Annotated in this window: 16 protein-coding genes and 1 tRNA gene; 3 read left to right on the plus strand and 14 right to left on the minus strand. The window is 58.6% G+C overall.

The window, feature by feature from the left end; all coding sequences use genetic code 11:
- Positions 1 to 5 precede the first annotated feature (5 nt).
- From KKO72_RS12605 to KKO72_RS12645, 9 genes are all read right to left on the minus strand, one after another.
- Positions 6 to 752: a heparin lyase I family protein gene (locus KKO72_RS12605; RefSeq protein WP_214938751.1), complete on the minus strand. Its 747-nt coding sequence runs from the start codon at positions 750 to 752 to the stop codon at positions 6 to 8.
- 76 nt (positions 753 to 828) lie between these two features.
- Positions 829 to 902 (minus strand) — tRNA-Gly (locus tag KKO72_RS12610).
- Between the two features lie 91 nt (positions 903 to 993).
- Entirely contained in the window at positions 994 to 1,212 is a 219-nt protein-coding gene (locus tag KKO72_RS12615; protein WP_214938753.1) for a hypothetical protein, read from the minus strand.
- 88 nt (positions 1,213 to 1,300) lie between these two features.
- Complete coding sequence (locus KKO72_RS12620) at positions 1,301 to 1,633, minus strand: hypothetical protein (RefSeq protein WP_214938755.1); 333 nt, start codon at positions 1,631 to 1,633, stop codon at positions 1,301 to 1,303.
- 21 nt (positions 1,634 to 1,654) lie between these two features.
- On the minus strand, positions 1,655 to 2,158 hold the full coding sequence (locus KKO72_RS12625; protein WP_214938757.1) for an N-acetyltransferase: 504 nt from the start codon (positions 2,156 to 2,158) through the stop codon (positions 1,655 to 1,657).
- A gap of 9 nt (positions 2,159 to 2,167) precedes the next feature.
- The gene (gene glmM / locus KKO72_RS12630; RefSeq protein ID WP_214938759.1) at positions 2,168 to 3,499 is read right to left on the minus strand and encodes a phosphoglucosamine mutase; all 1,332 of its coding nucleotides are present in this window, start codon (positions 3,497 to 3,499) and stop codon (positions 2,168 to 2,170) included.
- Positions 3,496 to 4,401: a dihydropteroate synthase gene (gene folP, locus KKO72_RS12635; protein ID WP_214938761.1), complete on the minus strand. Its 906-nt coding sequence runs from the start codon at positions 4,399 to 4,401 to the stop codon at positions 3,496 to 3,498. The genes glmM and folP overlap by 4 nt, the downstream gene beginning before the upstream one ends.
- A 49-nt stretch (positions 4,402 to 4,450) precedes the next feature.
- Positions 4,451 to 6,370 carry an ATP-dependent zinc metalloprotease FtsH gene (gene ftsH / locus KKO72_RS12640; RefSeq protein ID WP_214938768.1) on the minus strand — a complete coding sequence of 640 codons (1,920 nt, stop codon included), beginning with the start codon at positions 6,368 to 6,370 and terminating at the stop codon, positions 4,451 to 4,453.
- 99 nt (positions 6,371 to 6,469) lie between these two features.
- Entirely contained in the window at positions 6,470 to 7,162 is a 693-nt protein-coding gene (locus KKO72_RS12645; RefSeq protein ID WP_214938770.1) for an RlmE family RNA methyltransferase, read from the minus strand.
- Between the two features lie 27 nt (positions 7,163 to 7,189).
- On the opposite strand from KKO72_RS12645, the gene KKO72_RS12650 reads away from it, so the two are divergent.
- Complete coding sequence (locus KKO72_RS12650; protein ID WP_214938772.1) at positions 7,190 to 7,663, plus strand: YhbY family RNA-binding protein; 474 nt, start codon at positions 7,190 to 7,192, stop codon at positions 7,661 to 7,663.
- Positions 7,664 to 7,739: 76 nt separating this feature from the next.
- Here the strand turns inward: KKO72_RS12650 and KKO72_RS12655 are convergent, their stop codons facing one another.
- From KKO72_RS12655 to carA, 5 genes are all read right to left on the minus strand, one after another.
- Entirely contained in the window at positions 7,740 to 8,162 is a 423-nt protein-coding gene (locus KKO72_RS12655; protein WP_214938774.1) for a DUF4149 domain-containing protein, read from the minus strand.
- Positions 8,163 to 8,208: 46 nt separating this feature from the next.
- A complete protein-coding gene (gene greA, locus KKO72_RS12660) occupies positions 8,209 to 8,685 on the minus strand; it encodes a transcription elongation factor GreA (protein WP_078363239.1) in 477 nt (158 codons plus the stop codon).
- Between the two features lie 204 nt (positions 8,686 to 8,889).
- Complete coding sequence (carB, locus tag KKO72_RS12665; RefSeq protein ID WP_214938781.1) at positions 8,890 to 12,189, minus strand: carbamoyl-phosphate synthase large subunit; 3,300 nt, start codon at positions 12,187 to 12,189, stop codon at positions 8,890 to 8,892.
- A gap of 67 nt (positions 12,190 to 12,256) precedes the next feature.
- Positions 12,257 to 12,937 carry a leucine efflux protein LeuE gene (leuE, locus tag KKO72_RS12670; protein WP_214938782.1) on the minus strand — a complete coding sequence of 227 codons (681 nt, stop codon included), beginning with the start codon at positions 12,935 to 12,937 and terminating at the stop codon, positions 12,257 to 12,259.
- Complete coding sequence (gene carA, locus KKO72_RS12675) at positions 12,934 to 14,121, minus strand: glutamine-hydrolyzing carbamoyl-phosphate synthase small subunit (protein ID WP_214938784.1); 1,188 nt, start codon at positions 14,119 to 14,121, stop codon at positions 12,934 to 12,936. Before carA ends, leuE begins: the two co-directional genes overlap by 4 nt.
- 242 nt (positions 14,122 to 14,363) lie before the next feature.
- Between carA and KKO72_RS12680 the strand changes: the two genes are divergently transcribed.
- On the plus strand, positions 14,364 to 15,650 hold the full coding sequence (locus tag KKO72_RS12680) for a sigma-70 family RNA polymerase sigma factor (protein WP_214938786.1): 1,287 nt from the start codon (positions 14,364 to 14,366) through the stop codon (positions 15,648 to 15,650).
- 88 nt (positions 15,651 to 15,738) lie between these two features.
- Entirely contained in the window at positions 15,739 to 18,105 is a 2,367-nt protein-coding gene (locus KKO72_RS12685) for a TonB-dependent receptor (protein ID WP_214938788.1), read from the plus strand.
- The last annotated feature ends 31 nt before the right edge of the window (positions 18,106 to 18,136 follow it).

An 18,136-nucleotide genomic window follows, 5' to 3' on the forward strand; every position in this document is an offset into this window, starting at 1 on the left:
GGGCGTTATTGCAGCCCCTGGCGGGTGGTGGCGCGGCGAACCTTGGCAAACAAAGCCACTTGGGTGGGCACCTCCTGTGTGCCAAAACGTGTTTTGTAACGGGACAGGAAAGATCGGTAGAGCCCGTATTTGAAGTAGATGCCCGCGCCCGACGTTGTACTGCCAGTGGTCTCGTACCTGAGAGCACCATTGACATATACCCTGAAAAACCCGTCGAGCTTGTCCCATTTGGCATGCACCTCAATGTGATGCCAGCGCCCGAGCAGATCGTCCTGGCTGATCAGCGGGACGCGCTCGGTGCTGTGGCCAAAATTCTTGTCGATCAGCAAACCACCTGCATCGTTCTGGAACATGAACGCCGGTGATCTGCTGTTGCGCTGGTGAAATTGCCCGAAGGCCACTTTGGCGGGATATATAGTGGGATGGTTGGGCGGCAGATAAAAAGACCAGCCATACCAATATTCGCTGCCGGGTGGCGCGCTGCCGTTTTCGGACAGCTCCGAGCGTTCACGGTCACTGTCGCAGTCCGACCAGCCGGGTTGTGCGCCACAGTCACCTGACCTGACCTCAAACCGCTCGACCTTGGCGATGGGTGCACCATCGGTGTTGTCTTCCACCAGCGTGTAGCCATAAGCCGAGGTGTTCAAACTGCGTTTGAAGGACCAGGGGGCCGACTCCTGGGCCTGCGCAGTCAAAGTAGAAATGACTGACAGCACGATTGCCAAAGAGGTGATCCAACGGGTCGGTCTCACGGTGGCTGAGCTGTCAAGCGATGACGACGATTTTATCGAATTTCTTGATGCGTTTTGAAGCAAAAAACGCGAAGACTGGAGCGGGTGAAGGGAATCGAACCCTCGTATGAAGCTTGGGAAGCTGCCGTTCTACCATTGAACTACACCCGCGTAGCCAAGTATTTTAACCCGCAAGTACAGCGCCCCCAAGCAAGTCTGTTGAGGTGATTTTGAAACAGCACCACAGCATTGCATCAGATGCTTAATCTGATTTTTTAGAGGTTCTGTCTTTTGTCAGATTCACCCAAACATCCCAATCGTGTTCGATGACCTCGGGGATGGGCATGGGACGCGGAAAACGCCGCCGTTCATGCAGGACGTGGTCTGCCGACTTGCGGGCCAAGTTCTCGGAAACAGCTGACCCTGTGCCGACTTTGACCGGCACCGGCTCTTGACGTTTTAACAATTTCTTGAACAACATGTTGCTTGCAACTTTAAGGGCAACTCAGCCACGTGAGCAAACCCACTTTGTAACAAGGGCTATTGAGCAGCCCACACCCGTCTCGGATTCAGAGCTTGGGCTTGTCGCTATGCGACACCTCGTAACCATCAGCCACATACGCTGGTCCTTTCATCAGCCAGACAATGATGCAGCCAATGCCAACTGTCAAAACAGCCGTCCAGACAAAAGCCACGATGCCCACCATCAAGAAATCAAACGCCTGAACACGTCGTTCAATTTCGGAGGCGCTGCCCTGCGTCAGCAAAAACCGCGCCAGCCAGGCCGCCAGCGCAGGCAACAAGGTGCCAGCCAACAGAACATGTGGTAAGCGTTTGAGCAAACGCCACTCAAAACCGTAAGGCGTTCTCTGATAACCCGGAAGTTTGTTGAGCCAGGACATGGTGTATGCTTGCTGGTGGCTTCAGAGCCACTTTTGCATGAACTGGGCGTGGCCCATGCTGGGTTCGAGCTGGTAGTTGTCAAACCCAATGCGCCGATACAGTTTGGATGCCGGTGTGTTGCCCGAGAGCACTTCCAGCGTCAGTTTGCAGGCACCGCGCTCACGAGCGAGCTGTTCCACCAAAGCCAGCATCTGCTCCGCAATACGCAGCCCGCGGTGGCTGGCGGCCACCACCACGTCATGGATATTCACCAGCGGCTGGCAGGCAAAGGTCGAGAAACCCTCAACACAGTTGACCAGGCCCACGGGCAAACCCGCTTGCGCATCATCAAAAGCAAGCACACTGAAAATAGTGGGGCGCGCCTGCAAGGCAGCAGGCAAATTGGCCTTGGTGAATTCTGACAAGGGCTCCGCACCACCGGTTGGGTCCTGGGCGTAGGCATCCAGCAAACCCACCAGGGCAGACGCATGGACCGGGTTGGTGTAGTCAGCACGACACAGGCGCAAGCTTGGGGTGTGGCTCATAGGTTGATCTCAGGCTGTAAGGGTTTTGGCAATACGTTGGGCGCATGCCTTGGCTTGGGTGGCGTCACGCGCTTCGACCATGACCCGCACCAGGGGTTCGGTACCGCTGGCGCGGATCAGCACCCGCCCGCTTTGACCCAATTCGCCCTCGACCGCTCGGGTCTCTGGTGCCAGCTGCGGACTGGCCTTCCAGTCCTGACCCGGTTGTAAACGGACATTGATCATGGTCTGGGGAAACAACACCACCTCCTTGACCAAAGTAGCCAGGCTCTGGCCGCTGCGCACCACGGTTTGCAGCACCTGCAGGGCAGAAATCAGGCCGTCACCCGTGGAGTGTTTGTCCAGTGCCAGCAAATGCCCGGAACCCTCACCACCCAGCAGCCACTGGTTTTTTTCGAGCTCTTCGAGGACATAACGGTCACCGACTTTGGCTCGGACAAAGGTGACACCTCGCGCAATCAGGGCCAACTCCACTGCCATGTTGGTCATCAAAGTACCCACCACACCGGGCACCGCTTCACCACGGCGCAGCCGGTCATCCACCATCAGGTAGAGCAACTCGTCACCGTTGTACAGCCGCCCTTGGGCATCCACAATCTGCAGCCGGTCAGCGTCGCCATCAAGTGCCACACCCATGTCCGCCCGGTGTGCCTTGACGGCATCCACCAGCGCCTCGGGATGGGTCGCGCCCACGCCGCGGTTGATGTTGAGACCGTCGGGTGCACAACCAATGGCAATCACCTCGGCACCCAGTTCATGGAACACTTTGGGCGCGATGTTGTAGGCAGCGCCATGGGCGGCATCGACCACGATGCGCATCCCTTTGAGCGTCAGGTTGTTGGCAAACGTGCTTTTGCAAAACTCGATGTAACGACCGGCGGCATCATCCAGGCGACGTGAACGGCCCAGATTGGCCGAATCCACCCAGACCGGGTCCATCGCCAGAACCGCTTCCACATCACGCTCCCAGTCATCGGAGAGCTTGGTGCCCTGGGCGCTGAAGAACTTGATGCCGTTGTCATCAAACGGGTTGTGGCTGGCACTGATCACCACCCCCAGCGAGGCGCGCTGCGCCCGCGTCAGGTAGGCCACGCCGGGTGTGGGCAAGGGGCCCAGCAAGACCACATCGACCCCGGCCGAATTGAAGCCGCTCTCGAGCGCACTCTCCAGCATGTACCCCGAAATCCGGGTGTCTTTGCCAATCAGCACCGTAGGCCGCGCCTCGGAGCGTTTGAGCACGCGCCCCACCGCATGCGCCAGACGCAACACAAAATCGGCGGTGATGGGGCTTTGCCCCACGGTGCCACGAATGCCATCGGTTCCAAAATATTGACGCGTCATGAAGCGGTGTGTCCTTGTGAATCCATCGGAGAGAGTTGGGTTGATCTTATAGCGGCCAGCACTTTCAAAACCTGCACGGTTTCCTTGACATCGTGCACACGCACCACCGACGCACCCTGCTGCACAGCACACAGTGCGGCTGCCAGGCTGGGCGCCAGCCGCTCCTGGGGGGCGAGCTTCTCACCCTGATCCGCGCGCACTGTCATACCCGCCAGTGACGACTTGCGTGACCACCCTGCCAACAAGGGGTAGCCCGCTGCGAGCAGCTCGGACTGGCGGGCCAGCAGCGCAAAGTTCTGTGCCACGGTTTTGCCAAAGCCGATGCCCGGGTCCAGCAAAATTCTGGTCTTTTCAACCCCTAGCCCGCATAGAGTCAGGGCTGATTGCTCCAGAAACGAGAGTACCTGGGGAACCACATCACCCTGCATGGGCTGAACTTGCATGGTTTGGGGCTCCAGGTGCATGTGCATCAGGCACACACCACAACTCGGATGGGCCGCCACAACGCGAGTGGCGTCGGCCAGACCCTGCGCATCACGCCAACGCAAGGCCCAGACGTCATTGATGATGTCGGCACCAAGGTCCAGCACGGCCTGCATGACCTGCGGTTTGTAGGTGTCCACCGATACCGGCACACCCAACTTGACAGCCTCTTTGACCACCGGCACGACCCGCGCCAGTTCCTCCGCCAATCCCACAGGTGGCGCACCGGGCCTCGTCGACTCGCCGCCAATGTCCAGAATGTCGGCTCCGTCGACTACCAAGGCCTCGCCATGCCGCAGTGCCGCTGTTGTGTTGTCATGGTGGCCACCATCCGAGAAAGAATCGGGCGTGACGTTGACAATGCCCATCACCTTCGGGGCACTCAGGTCAATCTGGAAGCGGGTGGTTTGCCAATACATGGTCAACAAAAAAACGGGGCTCGCGCCCCGTTTTCTTTTTTTGCCTGAATCAGGCTGCGTGTGGTGCAGCGTCGGTTTTCACAGCGGGGGTACCGCCACTGCCAGTGTCAGAACCAGCCGTTGGCATACGCGGTGTCCAGTCCTTGGGCGGACGCGGCTCCTTGCCCGCCATGATGTCGTCAAGCTGTTCACTGTCAATGGTTTCCCACTCCAGCAAGGCCTTGGCCATGGCGTGCATCTTGGAGCTGTGTTCTTCGATCAGGCGGCGCGCCAGGGCGTATTGCTCGTCGATGATGCGGCGCACTTCGGCATCCACCTTCTGCATGGTTTCTTCACTCATGTTTGTGGTTTTGGTCACCGAGCGACCCAGGAACACTTCGCCTTCGTTCTCGGCGTAGACCATCGGGCCCAGGGCGGCCGTCATGCCGTAACGCATCACCATGTCGCGGGCGATTTGGGTGGCGCGCTCGAAGTCATTGCTGGCACCGGTGGTCATCTGGTTCATGAACACTTCTTCGGCGATCCGGCCACCAAACAGCATACTGATCTGGTTGAGCATGAACTCTTTGTCGTAGCTATATCGGTCTTGCGCCGGCAGGCTCATCGTCACACCCAGCGCGCGACCACGCGGGATGATGGTGACTTTGTGCACCGGGTCACATTTGGGCAACAGCTTGCCGATCAGGGCGTGACCAGACTCGTGGTAGGCGGTGTTACGACGCTCTTCCTCGGGCATGACCATGCTCTTGCGCTCGGGACCCATCAGAATCTTGTCCTTGGCCTTCTCGAAGTCCTGCATCTCCACCGTGCGGGCGTTGCGCCGGGCCGCCATCAAGGCAGCTTCGTTGCACAGGTTGGCCAGATCAGCACCACTCATCCCAGGTGTGCCACGGGCAATCACGCCAGGGTTCACATCGGCGCTGACCGGCACCTTGCGCATGTGCACATTCAGGATCTGCTCGCGACCACGGATGTCTGGCAAGGTCACATAGACCTGGCGGTCAAACCGGCCCGGACGCAACAGAGCGGCGTCCAGAATGTCGGGGCGATTGGTGGCAGCCACCACAATCACGCCCAGGTTGGTTTCAAAACCGTCCATCTCGACCAGCATCTGGTTAAGGGTTTGTTCGCGTTCGTCATTGCCACCGCCCAAACCAGCGCCACGTTGGCGGCCGACCGCATCAATTTCGTCGATGAAGATGATGCAAGGTGCGTTCTTTTTAGCGTTCTCGAACATGTCACGCACCCGGGATGCGCCCACGCCCACAAACATTTCGACAAAATCAGAACCCGAGATGCTGAAAAATGGCACCTTGGCTTCACCGGCGATGCTCTTGGCCAGCAATGTTTTACCAGTGCCGGGCGGGCCCACCAGCAACAAGCCGCGCGGGATACGACCGCCGAGTTTCTGGAACTTGGCCGGGTCTTTCAAAAAGTCGACCACTTCCTTGACTTCTTCCTTGGCCTCATCACAACCAGCCACATCGGCAAAAGTCACGGTGTTGGTGTTTTCATCGAGCAGACGGGCTTTGCTTTTGCCGAAGCTGAACGCTCCGCCCTTGCCGCCCCCTTGCATCTGACGCATGAAATACACCCAGACACCAATTAACAACAACATCGGACCCCAACTCACCAGCAGGGTCATGAGGAGCGAGCCCTCTTCTTTAGGGCGCACATCAAACTTGACGTCATTGGCAATCAGGTCACCCACCAAACCACGGTCCAGGTAAGTGGCGGTGGTGCGGACGCGTCGATCATCACTGGTGGTGGCCACAATTTCCGTGCCGTTTTGCCCTTCCAGAATGACCGCGCTCTTGATTTGGTTGTTGCGAACTTCCTCCAGAAAGTCGGAATAACCCACATACGCCGCACCCGCGGCCGGGCGAGTGTCAAACTGTTTGAAGACAGTAAACAACACCATCGCGATGACCAGCCAGACCGCAATTTTTGAAAACCATGGATTGTTCAAGCGAAGCTCCAATAAAAACGCATGACAGGCGTTAAAAACTCAAGGGCACAATTCTAGGCTTTTCAGGTTCATGCAACCAGCACAGAGAAGGGATCATCCTCAGCGAGTGCATGGAAATGCTGCATTTTTTTGCACCAGCCCCACCAGAAAAGTTTCGGATGAACGGTCCCGCGAGGCCTTTGGCTTGATGCACTTGACCGTCACAAACATCTCGCGAAAGCGTTTGACCAAGCTGTCATAACTGCCTCCATGAAACACCTTGGCCACCAACGCACCTTGTGGCTTCAGGTGCAACTGCGCAAATTCAAGCGCCAGTTCCACCAAATGCTCAACGCGGGCGGCATCGGCTGAATCGATGCCTGACAGATTGGGCGCCATATCCGAGATCACCAGATCAGCCAGTTGACCCTGCAAATGGCCAGCCAATTCAGCGAGCACATCATCTTCACGGATGTCCCCCTGGATGAACAACACGTCTTCAATCGGCTGCATCGGCAGGATGTCCAGGGCAATGATGCGCCCATTCAACGCACCCGCTGCACCACCACCACCCTGTGCCAACTTGGGCGACATCTTGCGCCGCACATACTGGCTCCAGGCGCCCGGTGTGGAACCCAGGTCCACCACCAGCTGCCCAGGCTTGATGAGGTGCAGGTTTTCGTCAATTTCCTTGAGTTTGTAGGCCGCACGGGCCCGATAACCGTCTTTTTGGGCCAATTTGACGTAGGTATCGTTCACGTGGTCGTTGAGCCACGCGCGGTTGACCTTGCTGCTTTTAACTGCTGATTTCATTTTGTGTATCTCGCCGATAATACGGCCATGCCTCAAATATTACTGACCCCTGCCCAGCGCAAATCACACCGCGCCGACGCGCACCACCTCGACCCCGTGGTCATGATCGGTGGTGACGGCCTGACTGCTGCCGTCAAAAAAGAAACCGATGCCGCCCTGAATGCCCACGGGCTGATCAAGGTGCGGGTGTTTTCCGATGACCGCGCCGCCCGCGAAACCATGTTTGCCACCCTCGCCGACGAACTGAACGCGGCGCCGATCCAGCACATTGGCAAATTGCTGGTGCTCTGGCGGCCCATGCCCGAGCGCGAAAAAACCGTTGACGAAGACCGAATGCCTGGCCCCAAGGACGTGAAAGTCCTCAAGTTCAGCAAACGAGGCGGCCAACGCCCCGAAGTCAAAACCCTGCGGGTACTGGGCAACCAGCGCCTGACTTCCGGCGGCCAGATCAAGCGCGCCAAAAAGAAACCCGTCAGCATCAAAAAACGCAACCAGAACTGAGCCACTGCGCTCATCGGCGTTTGCCAACGCTGCGATCCGTGCACCCCACGGGTCGCTTGACACCCAACATCTCTGATCAACCGGCTCTGCCAAGCAGTTTCTTGAACGTGAGGCCTGCACACAGCCACTGCGCAATGTAAAGCCCCACACCCACGCTGTGCCAAAGCGGCAAATTCTCACGTGCCACGATACGCGGCGCCACGGCCAGCTCTGACGCCAAAGCCAGCAACATCCCCAGAACTACATAAACAATAGCTGCTTGCGCACGTTCTACGTGGGTCAGAGGCTGATTTGACCTTGAAACCATCAACAAGCACAGGCCACACACCAGCGCCACCCAAGTCTGTGCGGTGAACAGTTTGGCCGCCATGTTGCCAGCCATGGCCGGACTGGGCAGGTGGGCAAACAACATCGGCACCACATACCCAGCCACCGTGGTCAGGCTGCCCCACCACAAAGCGGCAATCCAGACCGACATACGCGGCAAAAATGAACTCATGAAAATAGGCCTGCTTTCACCCGCTGGCGCAACCAGGCCCAGACCATCACAGGTAGCTGACGCTGATCACTTCCCAGCGGCGCAGGCCACCAGGCGCCTGCACTTCGGCTACATCACCGACTTCTTTGCCAATCAGGGCGCGGGCAATCGGGCTGTTGACATTGACCAGGCCGAGTTTGATGTCAGCTTCGTCTTCCCCCACAATCTGGTAGCTGGCTTTATCACCGGTGTCTTCATCTTCCAACGCCACGGTCGAGCCAAACACCACGCGGCCATCGGCGTGTAAGTCGGCTGGGTCGATGATTTGTGCCGCCGAGAGCTTGCCTTCAATCTCCTGGATGCGCCCTTCCACAAAACCCTGCTTATCCTTGGCGGCTTCGTACTCGGCGTTTTCGCTCAGATCACCCTGTGCCCGTGCTTCGGCAATCGCGTTGATCACCGCTGGACGTTCAAAGGCTTTGAGTTGGTGCAACTCAGCTTTGAGTTTGTCTGCACCGCGTTTGGTGATGGGAAGTGTCGCCACGTGAAGCTCCGTTATAAAAATAGTTCAACCAGACACACACAAAACCATCCCAACAGAGAGACCACCCCGGCAGACACAAGGGGTACCGCCAGGTGGGAGCAGACTGTGGGAACGGTTTTGCGCAAGCCAAAATGAAACCGCCGAACGTTGCCGTCCGGCGGTGTTGTTCAATTATGCCGCGAATTAGGCGTGTTGACGACTCTTTTAACCCTTCAATTGCGCGTGCATCTCTTGCACCGAAATCACATCCAGCGAGTCCATACAACGCATGCCCTCCACCGCCGCCTCGGCCCCGGCGATCGTGGTGAAGGTGGTCACGCGGTTGAGCAGCGCCGAGGTGCGGATCTGGCGAGAGTCGGCAATCGCGTTGCGGCGCTCTTCCACGGTGTTGATCACCAGCACAATCTCGTCGTTTTTGAGCATGTCCACAATGTGTGGGCGGCCTTCGGTGACCTTGTTGACCACAGCACAAGGCACACCTGCGGCGTTGATCGATGCTGCCGTGCCTTTGGTGGCCACCACAGCAAAATTCATAGCAGTGAGCGCCCTCGCCACCTCGATCGCCTGCGGTTTGTCACTGCCCTTGACCGAGATAAACACTTTGCCACTCGGTGAACCATCGGCCTTGAATGGACGCGGCAGCTTGGAGCCGGCCCCCATCTGTGACTTGACAAAGGCTTCACCAAAGGTTTTGCCCACACCCATCACCTCACCGGTGGATTTCATCTCAGGGCCAAGAATCGTGTCCACACCGGGGAACTTGACAAACGGGAAGACCGCTTCCTTGACACAGAAATACGGCGGATGCACCTCGGCGCCGATACCTTGCGCGTCCAGCGTCTGGCCGACCATACAACGTGCCGCGACCTTGGCCAACTGGATGCCAGTGGCCTTGGAGACAAAGGGTACGGTGCGCGAGGCACGCGGGTTGACTTCGAGCACAAAAATGATGTCCTGACCGTCCTTTTGCTGGATGGCAAACTGAACATTCATCAGGCCGACCACATTCAGGCCCTCGGCCATGGCCGCGGTCTGGCGTTTGAGCTCATCGACGGTGGCTTGTTTCAGGTAATACGGCGGCAACGAGCAGGCCGAGTCACCACTGTGCACACCGGCTTGTTCGATGTGTTCCATCACCCCGCCGATGAAGACCCGGCCGACCGAGTCACGCACCGCGTCCACATCACACTCGATCGCGTCGTTCAGGAAACGGTCCAGCAGCACTGGCGAATCATGTGACACTTTGACCGCTTCGCGCATGTAACGCTCCAGGTCGCGCTGTTCGTGCACGATTTCCATGGCGCGGCCACCGAGCACGTAGCTTGGGCGCACCACCAGCGGGTAACCCAGTTCGGACGCTTTTTCCAGGGCCTCAGCCTCGGTACGGGCGGTCGCGTTGGGCGGCTGGCGCAATTTGAGTTCGTTGAGCAGCTTCTGAAAACGCTCACGGTCTTCGGCCGCATCAATCATGTCGGGGCTGGTGCCGATGATCGGCACGCCATTGGCCTCCAAGTCCAGCGCGAGTTTCAAGGGCGTCTGACCACCGTATTGCACGATCACACCGGCCGGCTTTTCCTTGTCGACGATCTCCAACACGTCTTCGAGCGTCAGCGGCTCGAAGTACAACCTGTCCGAGGTGTCGTAGTCGGTCGACACGGTTTCTGGATTGCAGTTGACCATGATGGTCTCGTACCCATCTTCACGCATCGCGAGTGCAGCATGCACACAGCAGTAGTCAAACTCAATACCCTGGCCAATGCGGTTCGGGCCACCACCGAGCACCATGATCTTTTTCTTGTTGGTGGGCTGCGCCTCACATTCAGAGCCTTCAGCCTCGTAAGTGGAGTACAGATACGCGGTGTTGGTGGCAAATTCGGCAGCACAGGTGTCGACGCGTTTGTAGACCGGGCGCACGCCCAAAGCGTGGCGGCGGGCGCGCACAGCGGTATCGGTCGTCTTGAACTGTTTGGCCAGTCGGCGGTCCGAGAAGCCTTTTTGTTTCAAAGCTCGCAGCGTCGCGGCATCGATGCTGTCCAGAGCCGTGCCAATCGCCGGTTGTGGCAGGCGCTCGATTTCCAGCTCCAGCTGGACAATCTGCTCGATCTGCACCAGGAACCACTTGTCGATCTTGGTGATGTCAAACACCTCGTCAACACTCCAGCCCGCAGCAAACGCGTCACCGACGTACCAGATGCGGTCTGGGCCGGGTTCACCGAGTTCTTTCTCGAGCAACTCACGGTCCTGCGTTTTTTCATTCATGCCGTCCACACCGACTTCCAGGCCGCGCAGGGCTTTCTGGAACGATTCCTGGAAGGTACGGCCCATGGCCATCACCTCACCCACCGACTTCATCTGCGTCGTCAGGCGACTGTCGGCAGCGGGGAATTTCTCAAAGGCAAAACGCGGGATCTTGGTGACCACGTAGTCGATCGACGGCTCAAACGAGGCAGGCGTGGCGCCGCCGGTGATTTCGTTGCGCAGCTCGTCCAGCGTGTAACCCACCGCCAGCTTAGCCGCCACCTTGGCAATCGGGAAGCCCGTGGCTTTGGAAGCCAAAGCCGAGGACCGGCTCACGCGCGGATTCATCTCGATGACGACCATGCGGCCGTCTTTTGGGTTGATCGAGAACTGCACGTTGGAGCCACCGGTGTCCACACCAATCTCGCGCAACACCGCCAAAGACGCGTTACGCAGGATCTGGTATTCCTTGTCGGTTAGCGTCTGTGCCGGGGCCACAGTGATCGAGTCGCCGGTGTGCACGCCCATCGGGTCCAGGTTTTCGATCGAACAGACGATGATGCAGTTGTCCGCCTTGTCGCGCACCACTTCCATCTCGTACTCTTTCCAACCGAGCAGGGATTCTTCAATCAGCAGCTCGTTGGTGGGCGAGGCTTCCAGGCCACGCTTGCAGATGACTTCAAATTCTTCGGGGTTGTAGGCAATGCCACCGCCCGTGCCGCCGAGTGTGAAGCTGGGACGGATCACCGTGGGGAAACCGACCGTGCGCTGCACGTCCCAGGCCTCACTCATGCTGTGGGCGATGCCGGAGCGGGCCGAACCGAGACCGATCTTGGTCATCGCGTCCTTGAACTTCAGGCGGTCTTCGGCTTTGTCGATGGCTTCGGGCGTGGCGCCAATCAGCTCAACCGATTTGCCGGTGGCAGCACCGGTGTATTTGTCAAGCACGCCGTTGTGCCACAAGTCCAGCGCACAGTTGAGTGCGGTCTGGCCACCCATGGTCGGCAAGATCGCGTCCGGGCGCTCTTTGGCGATGATTTTCTCGACCGTCTGCCAGGTGATTGGCTCGATGTAGGTCACATCGGCCGTGGCCGGGTCGGTCATGATGGTGGCCGGGTTGCTGTTGATCAGGATGACCTTGTAGCCCTCCTCACGCAGCGCCTTGCAGGCCTGCACGCCAGAGTAGTCAAACTCGCAGGCCTGGCCGATGATGATCGGGCCTGCGCCAATGATCAGGATGCTTTGGATGTCAGTACGTTTTGCCATAATTTTTACTAAAACTGCCTCTAGCCCAATGGATAAAAGGGTTGACAGCTCCTATTTTTATATCAACTTAATTGAGACTGGCGGTCGCCAGCTTGCTTCCAAACCAGACAAACAAAGCCCCCACCAGACTCGACAGGCCAGACGACAGGCGCTTGCGCTGCCGAAAAGTCTGTGCCAGGCGGGCACCGGCAAAAATCAGCGCCGTCAGATAAGCGGCGCTGAAACTCATCAGGATGGCGCTCAAAATCAGGAACGGCACCTCAGGCTGGGCGTATGTGGGGTCGATGAACTGCACAAAAAATGAGAGCAAAAACAAAATCGCCTTCGGGTTGAGCAGGCTGATGACCAGCGCCCGACGAAACGGCTGCTGCAGATGGGCTGCGGTGGCCGCCGTGGCAGGCGCAGATGCTGAGACCGTGGCCTGCAACACGTCCTTGCTTGCCCGCAGACCTTTGAGTGCACCCCACAACAAGTTCAGCCCGACCCAGAACAGGTAGGCCGCACCAGCGTACTTGACCACCAAAAACAGCGCCGGGTGGGTGCGCAGCAAACTGGCCGCCCCCAGTGCGGTACAGATCAGCAACACCGTGTCACCGACAAACACACCCAAGGCCCCCTGGTAACCGGCACGCACGCCACGCGCGGTGGCCACCGACAACACATACAGCGAGTTAGGCCCAGGCAGCAGGATGATGCCAAACGCCCCCACCACGTAGGTCCACAAGTCGGTGACGCCGTAGAAACTCACGCCTGCGCCTCCATCGACGCGATGAAGCGGTCAAACAGGTAACCAATGTCATGCGGGCCAGGTGAGGCTTCCGGGTGACCCTGGAAACAAAACGCCGGTTTGTCGGTGCGCGCCAGGCCTTGCAGCGTGCCGTCAAACAGGCTGACATGGGTGGCGCGCAGGTTGGCTGGCAACGTGGTTTCGTCCACTGCAAAACCGTGGTTCTGGCTGGTGATCGAGACGCGACCACTGTCGAGGTCTTTGACCGGATGGTTGGCACCGTGGTGGCCAAACTTCATCTTGAAGGTCTTTGCACCACTGGCCAGCGCCATGATCTGGTGGCCCAGACAGATGCCGAAAGTGGGGATACCAGATTCGATCAGCTCGGCGGCAGCGGTGATCGCGTAGTCACAGGGTTCCGGATCACCCGGGCCGTTGCTCAGGAAGATGCCATCGGGTTGGTGTTTCAGGACATCGGCTGCAGAGGTCTGCGCGGGCACCACGGTGACCTTGCAGCCACGCTGGGCCAGCATACGCAGGATGTTTTTCTTGACACCAAAGTCATAAGCCACCACATGAAAGCGCGGCTCGGTCAACGTGCCATAACCCGGGGTATTGCCCAGAGCCGGGTTAAACAGCTGCCACTCGGTCTCAAGCCAATCGTAAGACGTGGTGCTCGACACCACCTTGGCCAAGTCGGCTCCGGCCATGCTGGGTGCAGCTTTAGCCAGCGCCACAGCTTTCTCAATCACGGCCGGGGTGACCGTTTCACCAGCAGCCAGCGCGAGGATGCAGCCGTTCTGTGCACCCTGGGTGCGCAGTTGACGCGTGAGCTGGCGGGTGTCGATGTTGGCAATGGCGACCGTGCCCTCACTCACCAGATATTCACTGAGTGTCTGGGTGGAACGAAAGTTGGATGCCAGCAACGGCAGGTCCTTGATGATCAGGCCCGCTGCGTGGACCTTGTTGGCCTCCACATCTTGCGGGTTGACACCATAGTTGCCGATGTGGGGGTAGGTCAGCGTGACAATTTGCTGGCAGTAGCTCGGGTCAGTCAGGATTTCCTGGTAACCGGTCATGGAGGTGTTGAACACCACCTCGCCTACGGTGGCGCCAGTGGCACCAATGGCATGACCGACATAGACCGTGCCGTCTGCGAGCGCCAGGATGGCGGGGGGGGTATTTCCCTTGAGAGACAAAAGCACTGGGTTCTCCGAAATGGTTACGGGTACGCCCAAGCTGTCCAAGAGAAAACTCCTGCAATTGCTCTGTAAGGGGGTTCGGTGTGAACGGTGCTAGGCGTACGTAGTGATGAGAAAGCCCACAAGTATATCGCGCGCTTTGTCTGATCGTCCCAAACGGGGTCAGCGCGACATCTGTTCAATCATGAAACATAAACATCTACAATTGCGAACAATTCCCATTTACACGGTGTCATATACAGGCCATGACTGTTTTCGCCACTTCCACACGCACACTGCTCGACGGGTTTGAGCAAAATTACCACGAAGTTGTGCACTACCTAGCCAGGCGGACCCATAACTTGGACGAAGCCCGCGCCCTGGCACACGATACATGGCTGAGGATTGCCGAGCGCAAGCCGGGCCCCGATGCAGATGTACAGCTGGATGATCCGCGCGCCTATCTTTTCACCGTGGCACACAACCTTGCCATGAGCCATTTTCAGCGAGGTAACTGGTTACGAGGTTATCTCCATGAGCAGACTCAGACCGAAAGCCTGTACCCCACACAAACGCCGGATGTGGCCGACGGCGCCATGTACCGTCAGGCCATCACAAGCGTTGAAGCGGTGTTACAGGCCATGCCCGAACGCGCCCGAGAGGTCTTGATTGCACACCGACTGCATGGAGAAAACCAGGTCGATATCGCCAAACGGCTGGGGGTGTCAGTCAACACGGTAGAACGCGACATGATGCTGGCCAGCCGCCGCCTCGAAGCCGCATTACACGCTTGGCGCGGCACAGCGCCAGCGCCCGTCAACACGGGCGCTGGCAGCAGCCGACGCAGATCGTTGGCAGCGCTGCTGGGTATCTTCACCATCGGCACAACAGGCACGGCACTGTGGCAGCACCTGCAACGCGAGGCCATGCGTTGGCAAACCGCACTGGCAACACCTCGCGGACGCTCGCTGCAGCAAGCACTTCCCGATGGCTCCCAGATCACACTGGACGCACACAGCAGACTGGAAGTGGCTTATTCAGCAGACAGGCGTGGTGTGCATCTGCTGCAAGGCGCTGCCTTTTTCGCCGTACAACGCGATCCCTCCCGCCCGTTCACCGTGCATGCGCTTGATGTTGAAGTCAGGGTGCTGGGCACCCGTTTTGGGGTCGAGATTGAAAACCGCGACACCGTACTCGTTCAGGTGGAATCGGGGCACGTGATGGTGCAGCTTGGGCCCAAAAGTTATGAGCTGTTTGCGGGACAGGGTCTGCGCCTTCGGCATGGCCATGCCACAACCCTCGCTGCAGACAAGGCCTCCGCTTGGCGCCAAGGTGAGCTGAACTTCGACGCCAGGCCTCTGGCCGATGTGGTTGACAAAGTGGCCCGCTACGCACCGTTCGAATTGCGAACAGCAGCATCCGCCAACGGGTTACAGATCAGCGGAAGCTTGCGGATTGCACAGGCCCACGACTGGCTGACCGCACTGCCGCGCGTGTTGCCAGTACAACTGATCAAACTGCCCAACGGCGGTTTAGAGGTTGCACTGCGATAACTCAGTTCATTGATTGAAAGCTTTCAGGGTTTTGGGAATTCATTGGTCTTAGAGGTTGTGAGTACACCAACCTGAAAGACACTAACACATGAGAAAACACCTTCCGTCCCGCCGCACCACCTTGGCACATGCCGCCGCCGCACTCGGCCTGGCGCTCTCAATGCAAGCCGCGCTGGCGCAAAACGTTTCGTTCAACATCCCGGCACAGCCTCTGGCCACGGCTTTGGCCGCATTTGCACAGCAAAGCGGACTGCAACTGGCCTTCCCTCCCGAGCTGGTGCAAGGCAAACAGGCCCATGCCGTGAGTGGCACCCACAACGTCAAACAGGCTTTGGCCCAACTGCTGCGTGGCAGTGGCCTGGACGGCCAGGTGGTTGGCAAGACCTTGACAGTTGAGCCTGTCACCATCGCCGCAGGCACCCTGGCCGCTGTCACCGTCACTGCCAACCAACTGGGCGAAATCACCGAGGGAACAGGCAGCTACACACCCGGCGCCATCGCCACCGCGACCCGACTGGTGCTGACCCCGCGTGAGACACCTCAATCGATCAGTGTTGTGACCCGCCAGGAGATGAACGACTTCAACCTGACCTCAATCGACGCGGTGATGGCACACACACCCGGCGTCAGCATCGTCACCTACGACAGCGAACGCACCGAGTATTACGCGCGCGGCTTCGCCATCCAGAACTTCCAGTACGACGGCATCCCGATGCAACGGGATTCATCCTACTCAGCGGGAAACACACTCACCGACATGGTCATCTACGACCGCGTCGAGGTGCTCAAGGGCGCCACCGGCCTGCTCACCGGCAGCGGCGACCCGGGTGCAACGATCAACATGATCCGCAAAAAGCCAACCAAGAAATTCCAGGGTGAAGTGAGCCTGGGCGCCAGCTCCTGGGACAGCTACCGCGGCCAGCTTGATGTCAGCGGCGCGCTGAACCCAGCAGGCACTTTGCGCGGTCGTGCCGTGGCGGCCTACCAAGACAAACACTCGCAGCTCGACGGTTATGAACGCAAGACCTCAACCTTCTATGGCGTGCTCGAAGCCGACCTCAGCCCCTCAACCCTGCTCACCCTCGGCGCCGACTACCAGGACAACACCCCGACGCGCTCGACCTGGGGCGGCATTCCGATCTACGACAGCAATGGCAACTTCAACGCTATGCCGCGTTCCTTCAACAATGGCGCCAATTGGAGCAGTTGGGAACAATACACGCGCACCGCTTTCGCCACGCTGGAACACACCTTCGACAACGACTGGCTGCTCAAAGCCCAGTTCAACCACCAGATCAACGGCTACAACGCACCACTCGGTGCTGCGGCAAGCGGCTACCCCAATCCTGCCGACGGCAGCGGCGTCTCCACCTGGGAAGGCAAGTATGTCGGCAAGACCGTGGGCGATGCCCTGGACGTGTATGCCAGCGGGCCATTTGAGCTGCTCGGGCGCACGCACGAACTGGTGCTTGGTGGCAGCCTGTCGGAACGCACCTGGACCAATCAGGGCTACTGGGCGGGCAATACCAGCCTGAGCGACTATGACGGCTGGAACGGCAACCTTGCCGAGCCTGACTGGGACAACCTGCCAGCAGCCAACAGATACACCAATCGGGAAGTCACCCGTGAGAGCGGGCTCTACACCACGGCCCGCTTCAACCTGCGCGACGACCTCAAACTGATCGCCGGCAGCCGCGTGCAAAACTACAAAAACGAAACAACCGAGAGATCAGGCGTCATCGTGCCCTACCTCGGCGCCGTTTATGACCTGAACACGCAGTATTCCCTCTACGCCAGCTACACCAGCATCTACAAGCCGCAGAGCCAGCAAGATATCAACGGCAAAACGCTTGATCCGCTCGAAGGCCTGAACTACGAGGTCGGCATCAAGAGCAGCTTTTTTGACAGCCGCCTCAACGCCAGTGCCGCCGTCTTTTTGCTGGACCAGGACAACTATGCCAATGCCACCAGCAACTTGACGCCCAGTGGCGACACCGCCTATGAGTCCATGAACGGTGTGCGCACCAAGGGTTTCGAAGTGGAGGTTTCCGGCGAGTTGACACCACAATGGCAGATCCACGCGGGGTTCAACCACAAGATCTCCCGCCAGCAAGGAGAAAAGATAGCGACGTTGACCCCGGAAAACCAGTTCACCCTGAACGCCACCTACAAGCCCAAGCACCTGCCCGGTCTGACCCTGGGTGGTGGTGCCCGCTGGCAAGACAAAACCTGGGGCGACGTCAGCCATCCCACGCTGGGCACCGTCAAACACACTGTTGACAGCTACTGGTTGCTCGATGCCATGGCCAGCTACCAGATCGACAAGAACCTCTCGGTCAACCTGAATGTCAGCAATCTGCTCGACAAGAAGTACTACACCATTTTCAACTGGTACAGCACCTACACCTGGGGTGAGCCGCGCAACGTCAGCATCAACATGAGCTACAAGTTCTGAGATCGCATCGGGGCAGGTCGTTGCCGATCTG

The sequence above is a fragment of the Rhodoferax sp. U11-2br genome, from assembly GCF_018619435.1.
In the GTDB taxonomy this organism is placed as follows: Bacteria; Pseudomonadota; Gammaproteobacteria; order Burkholderiales; family Burkholderiaceae_C; genus Rhodoferax.

Excerpts from the sequence above, each read along its gene's own strand:
- KKO72_RS12655 (WP_214938774.1), bottom strand. The coding sequence starts at position 8,162 with ATGAGTTCATTTTTGCCGCGTATGTCGGTCTGGATTGCCGCTTTGTGG.
- carB (WP_214938781.1), bottom strand. The coding sequence starts at position 12,189 with ATGGCAAAACGTACTGACATCCAAAGCATCCTGATCATTGGCGCAGGC.
- KKO72_RS12625 (WP_214938757.1), bottom strand. The coding sequence starts at position 2,158 with ATGAGCCACACCCCAAGCTTGCGCCTGTGTCGTGCTGACTACACCAAC.
- KKO72_RS12650 (WP_214938772.1), top strand. The coding sequence starts at position 7,190 with ATGCCTCAAATATTACTGACCCCTGCCCAGCGCAAATCACACCGCGCC.
- glmM (WP_214938759.1), bottom strand. The coding sequence starts at position 3,499 with ATGACGCGTCAATATTTTGGAACCGATGGCATTCGTGGCACCGTGGGG.
- KKO72_RS12645 (WP_214938770.1), bottom strand. The coding sequence starts at position 7,162 with ATGAAATCAGCAGTTAAAAGCAGCAAGGTCAACCGCGCGTGGCTCAAC.
- KKO72_RS12615 (WP_214938753.1), bottom strand. The coding sequence starts at position 1,212 with ATGTTGTTCAAGAAATTGTTAAAACGTCAAGAGCCGGTGCCGGTCAAA.
- KKO72_RS12685 (WP_214938788.1), top strand. The coding sequence starts at position 15,739 with ATGAGAAAACACCTTCCGTCCCGCCGCACCACCTTGGCACATGCCGCC.
- folP (WP_214938761.1), bottom strand. The coding sequence starts at position 4,401 with ATGTATTGGCAAACCACCCGCTTCCAGATTGACCTGAGTGCCCCGAAG.
- KKO72_RS12620 (WP_214938755.1), bottom strand. The coding sequence starts at position 1,633 with ATGTCCTGGCTCAACAAACTTCCGGGTTATCAGAGAACGCCTTACGGT.
- KKO72_RS12680 (WP_214938786.1), top strand. The coding sequence starts at position 14,364 with ATGACTGTTTTCGCCACTTCCACACGCACACTGCTCGACGGGTTTGAG.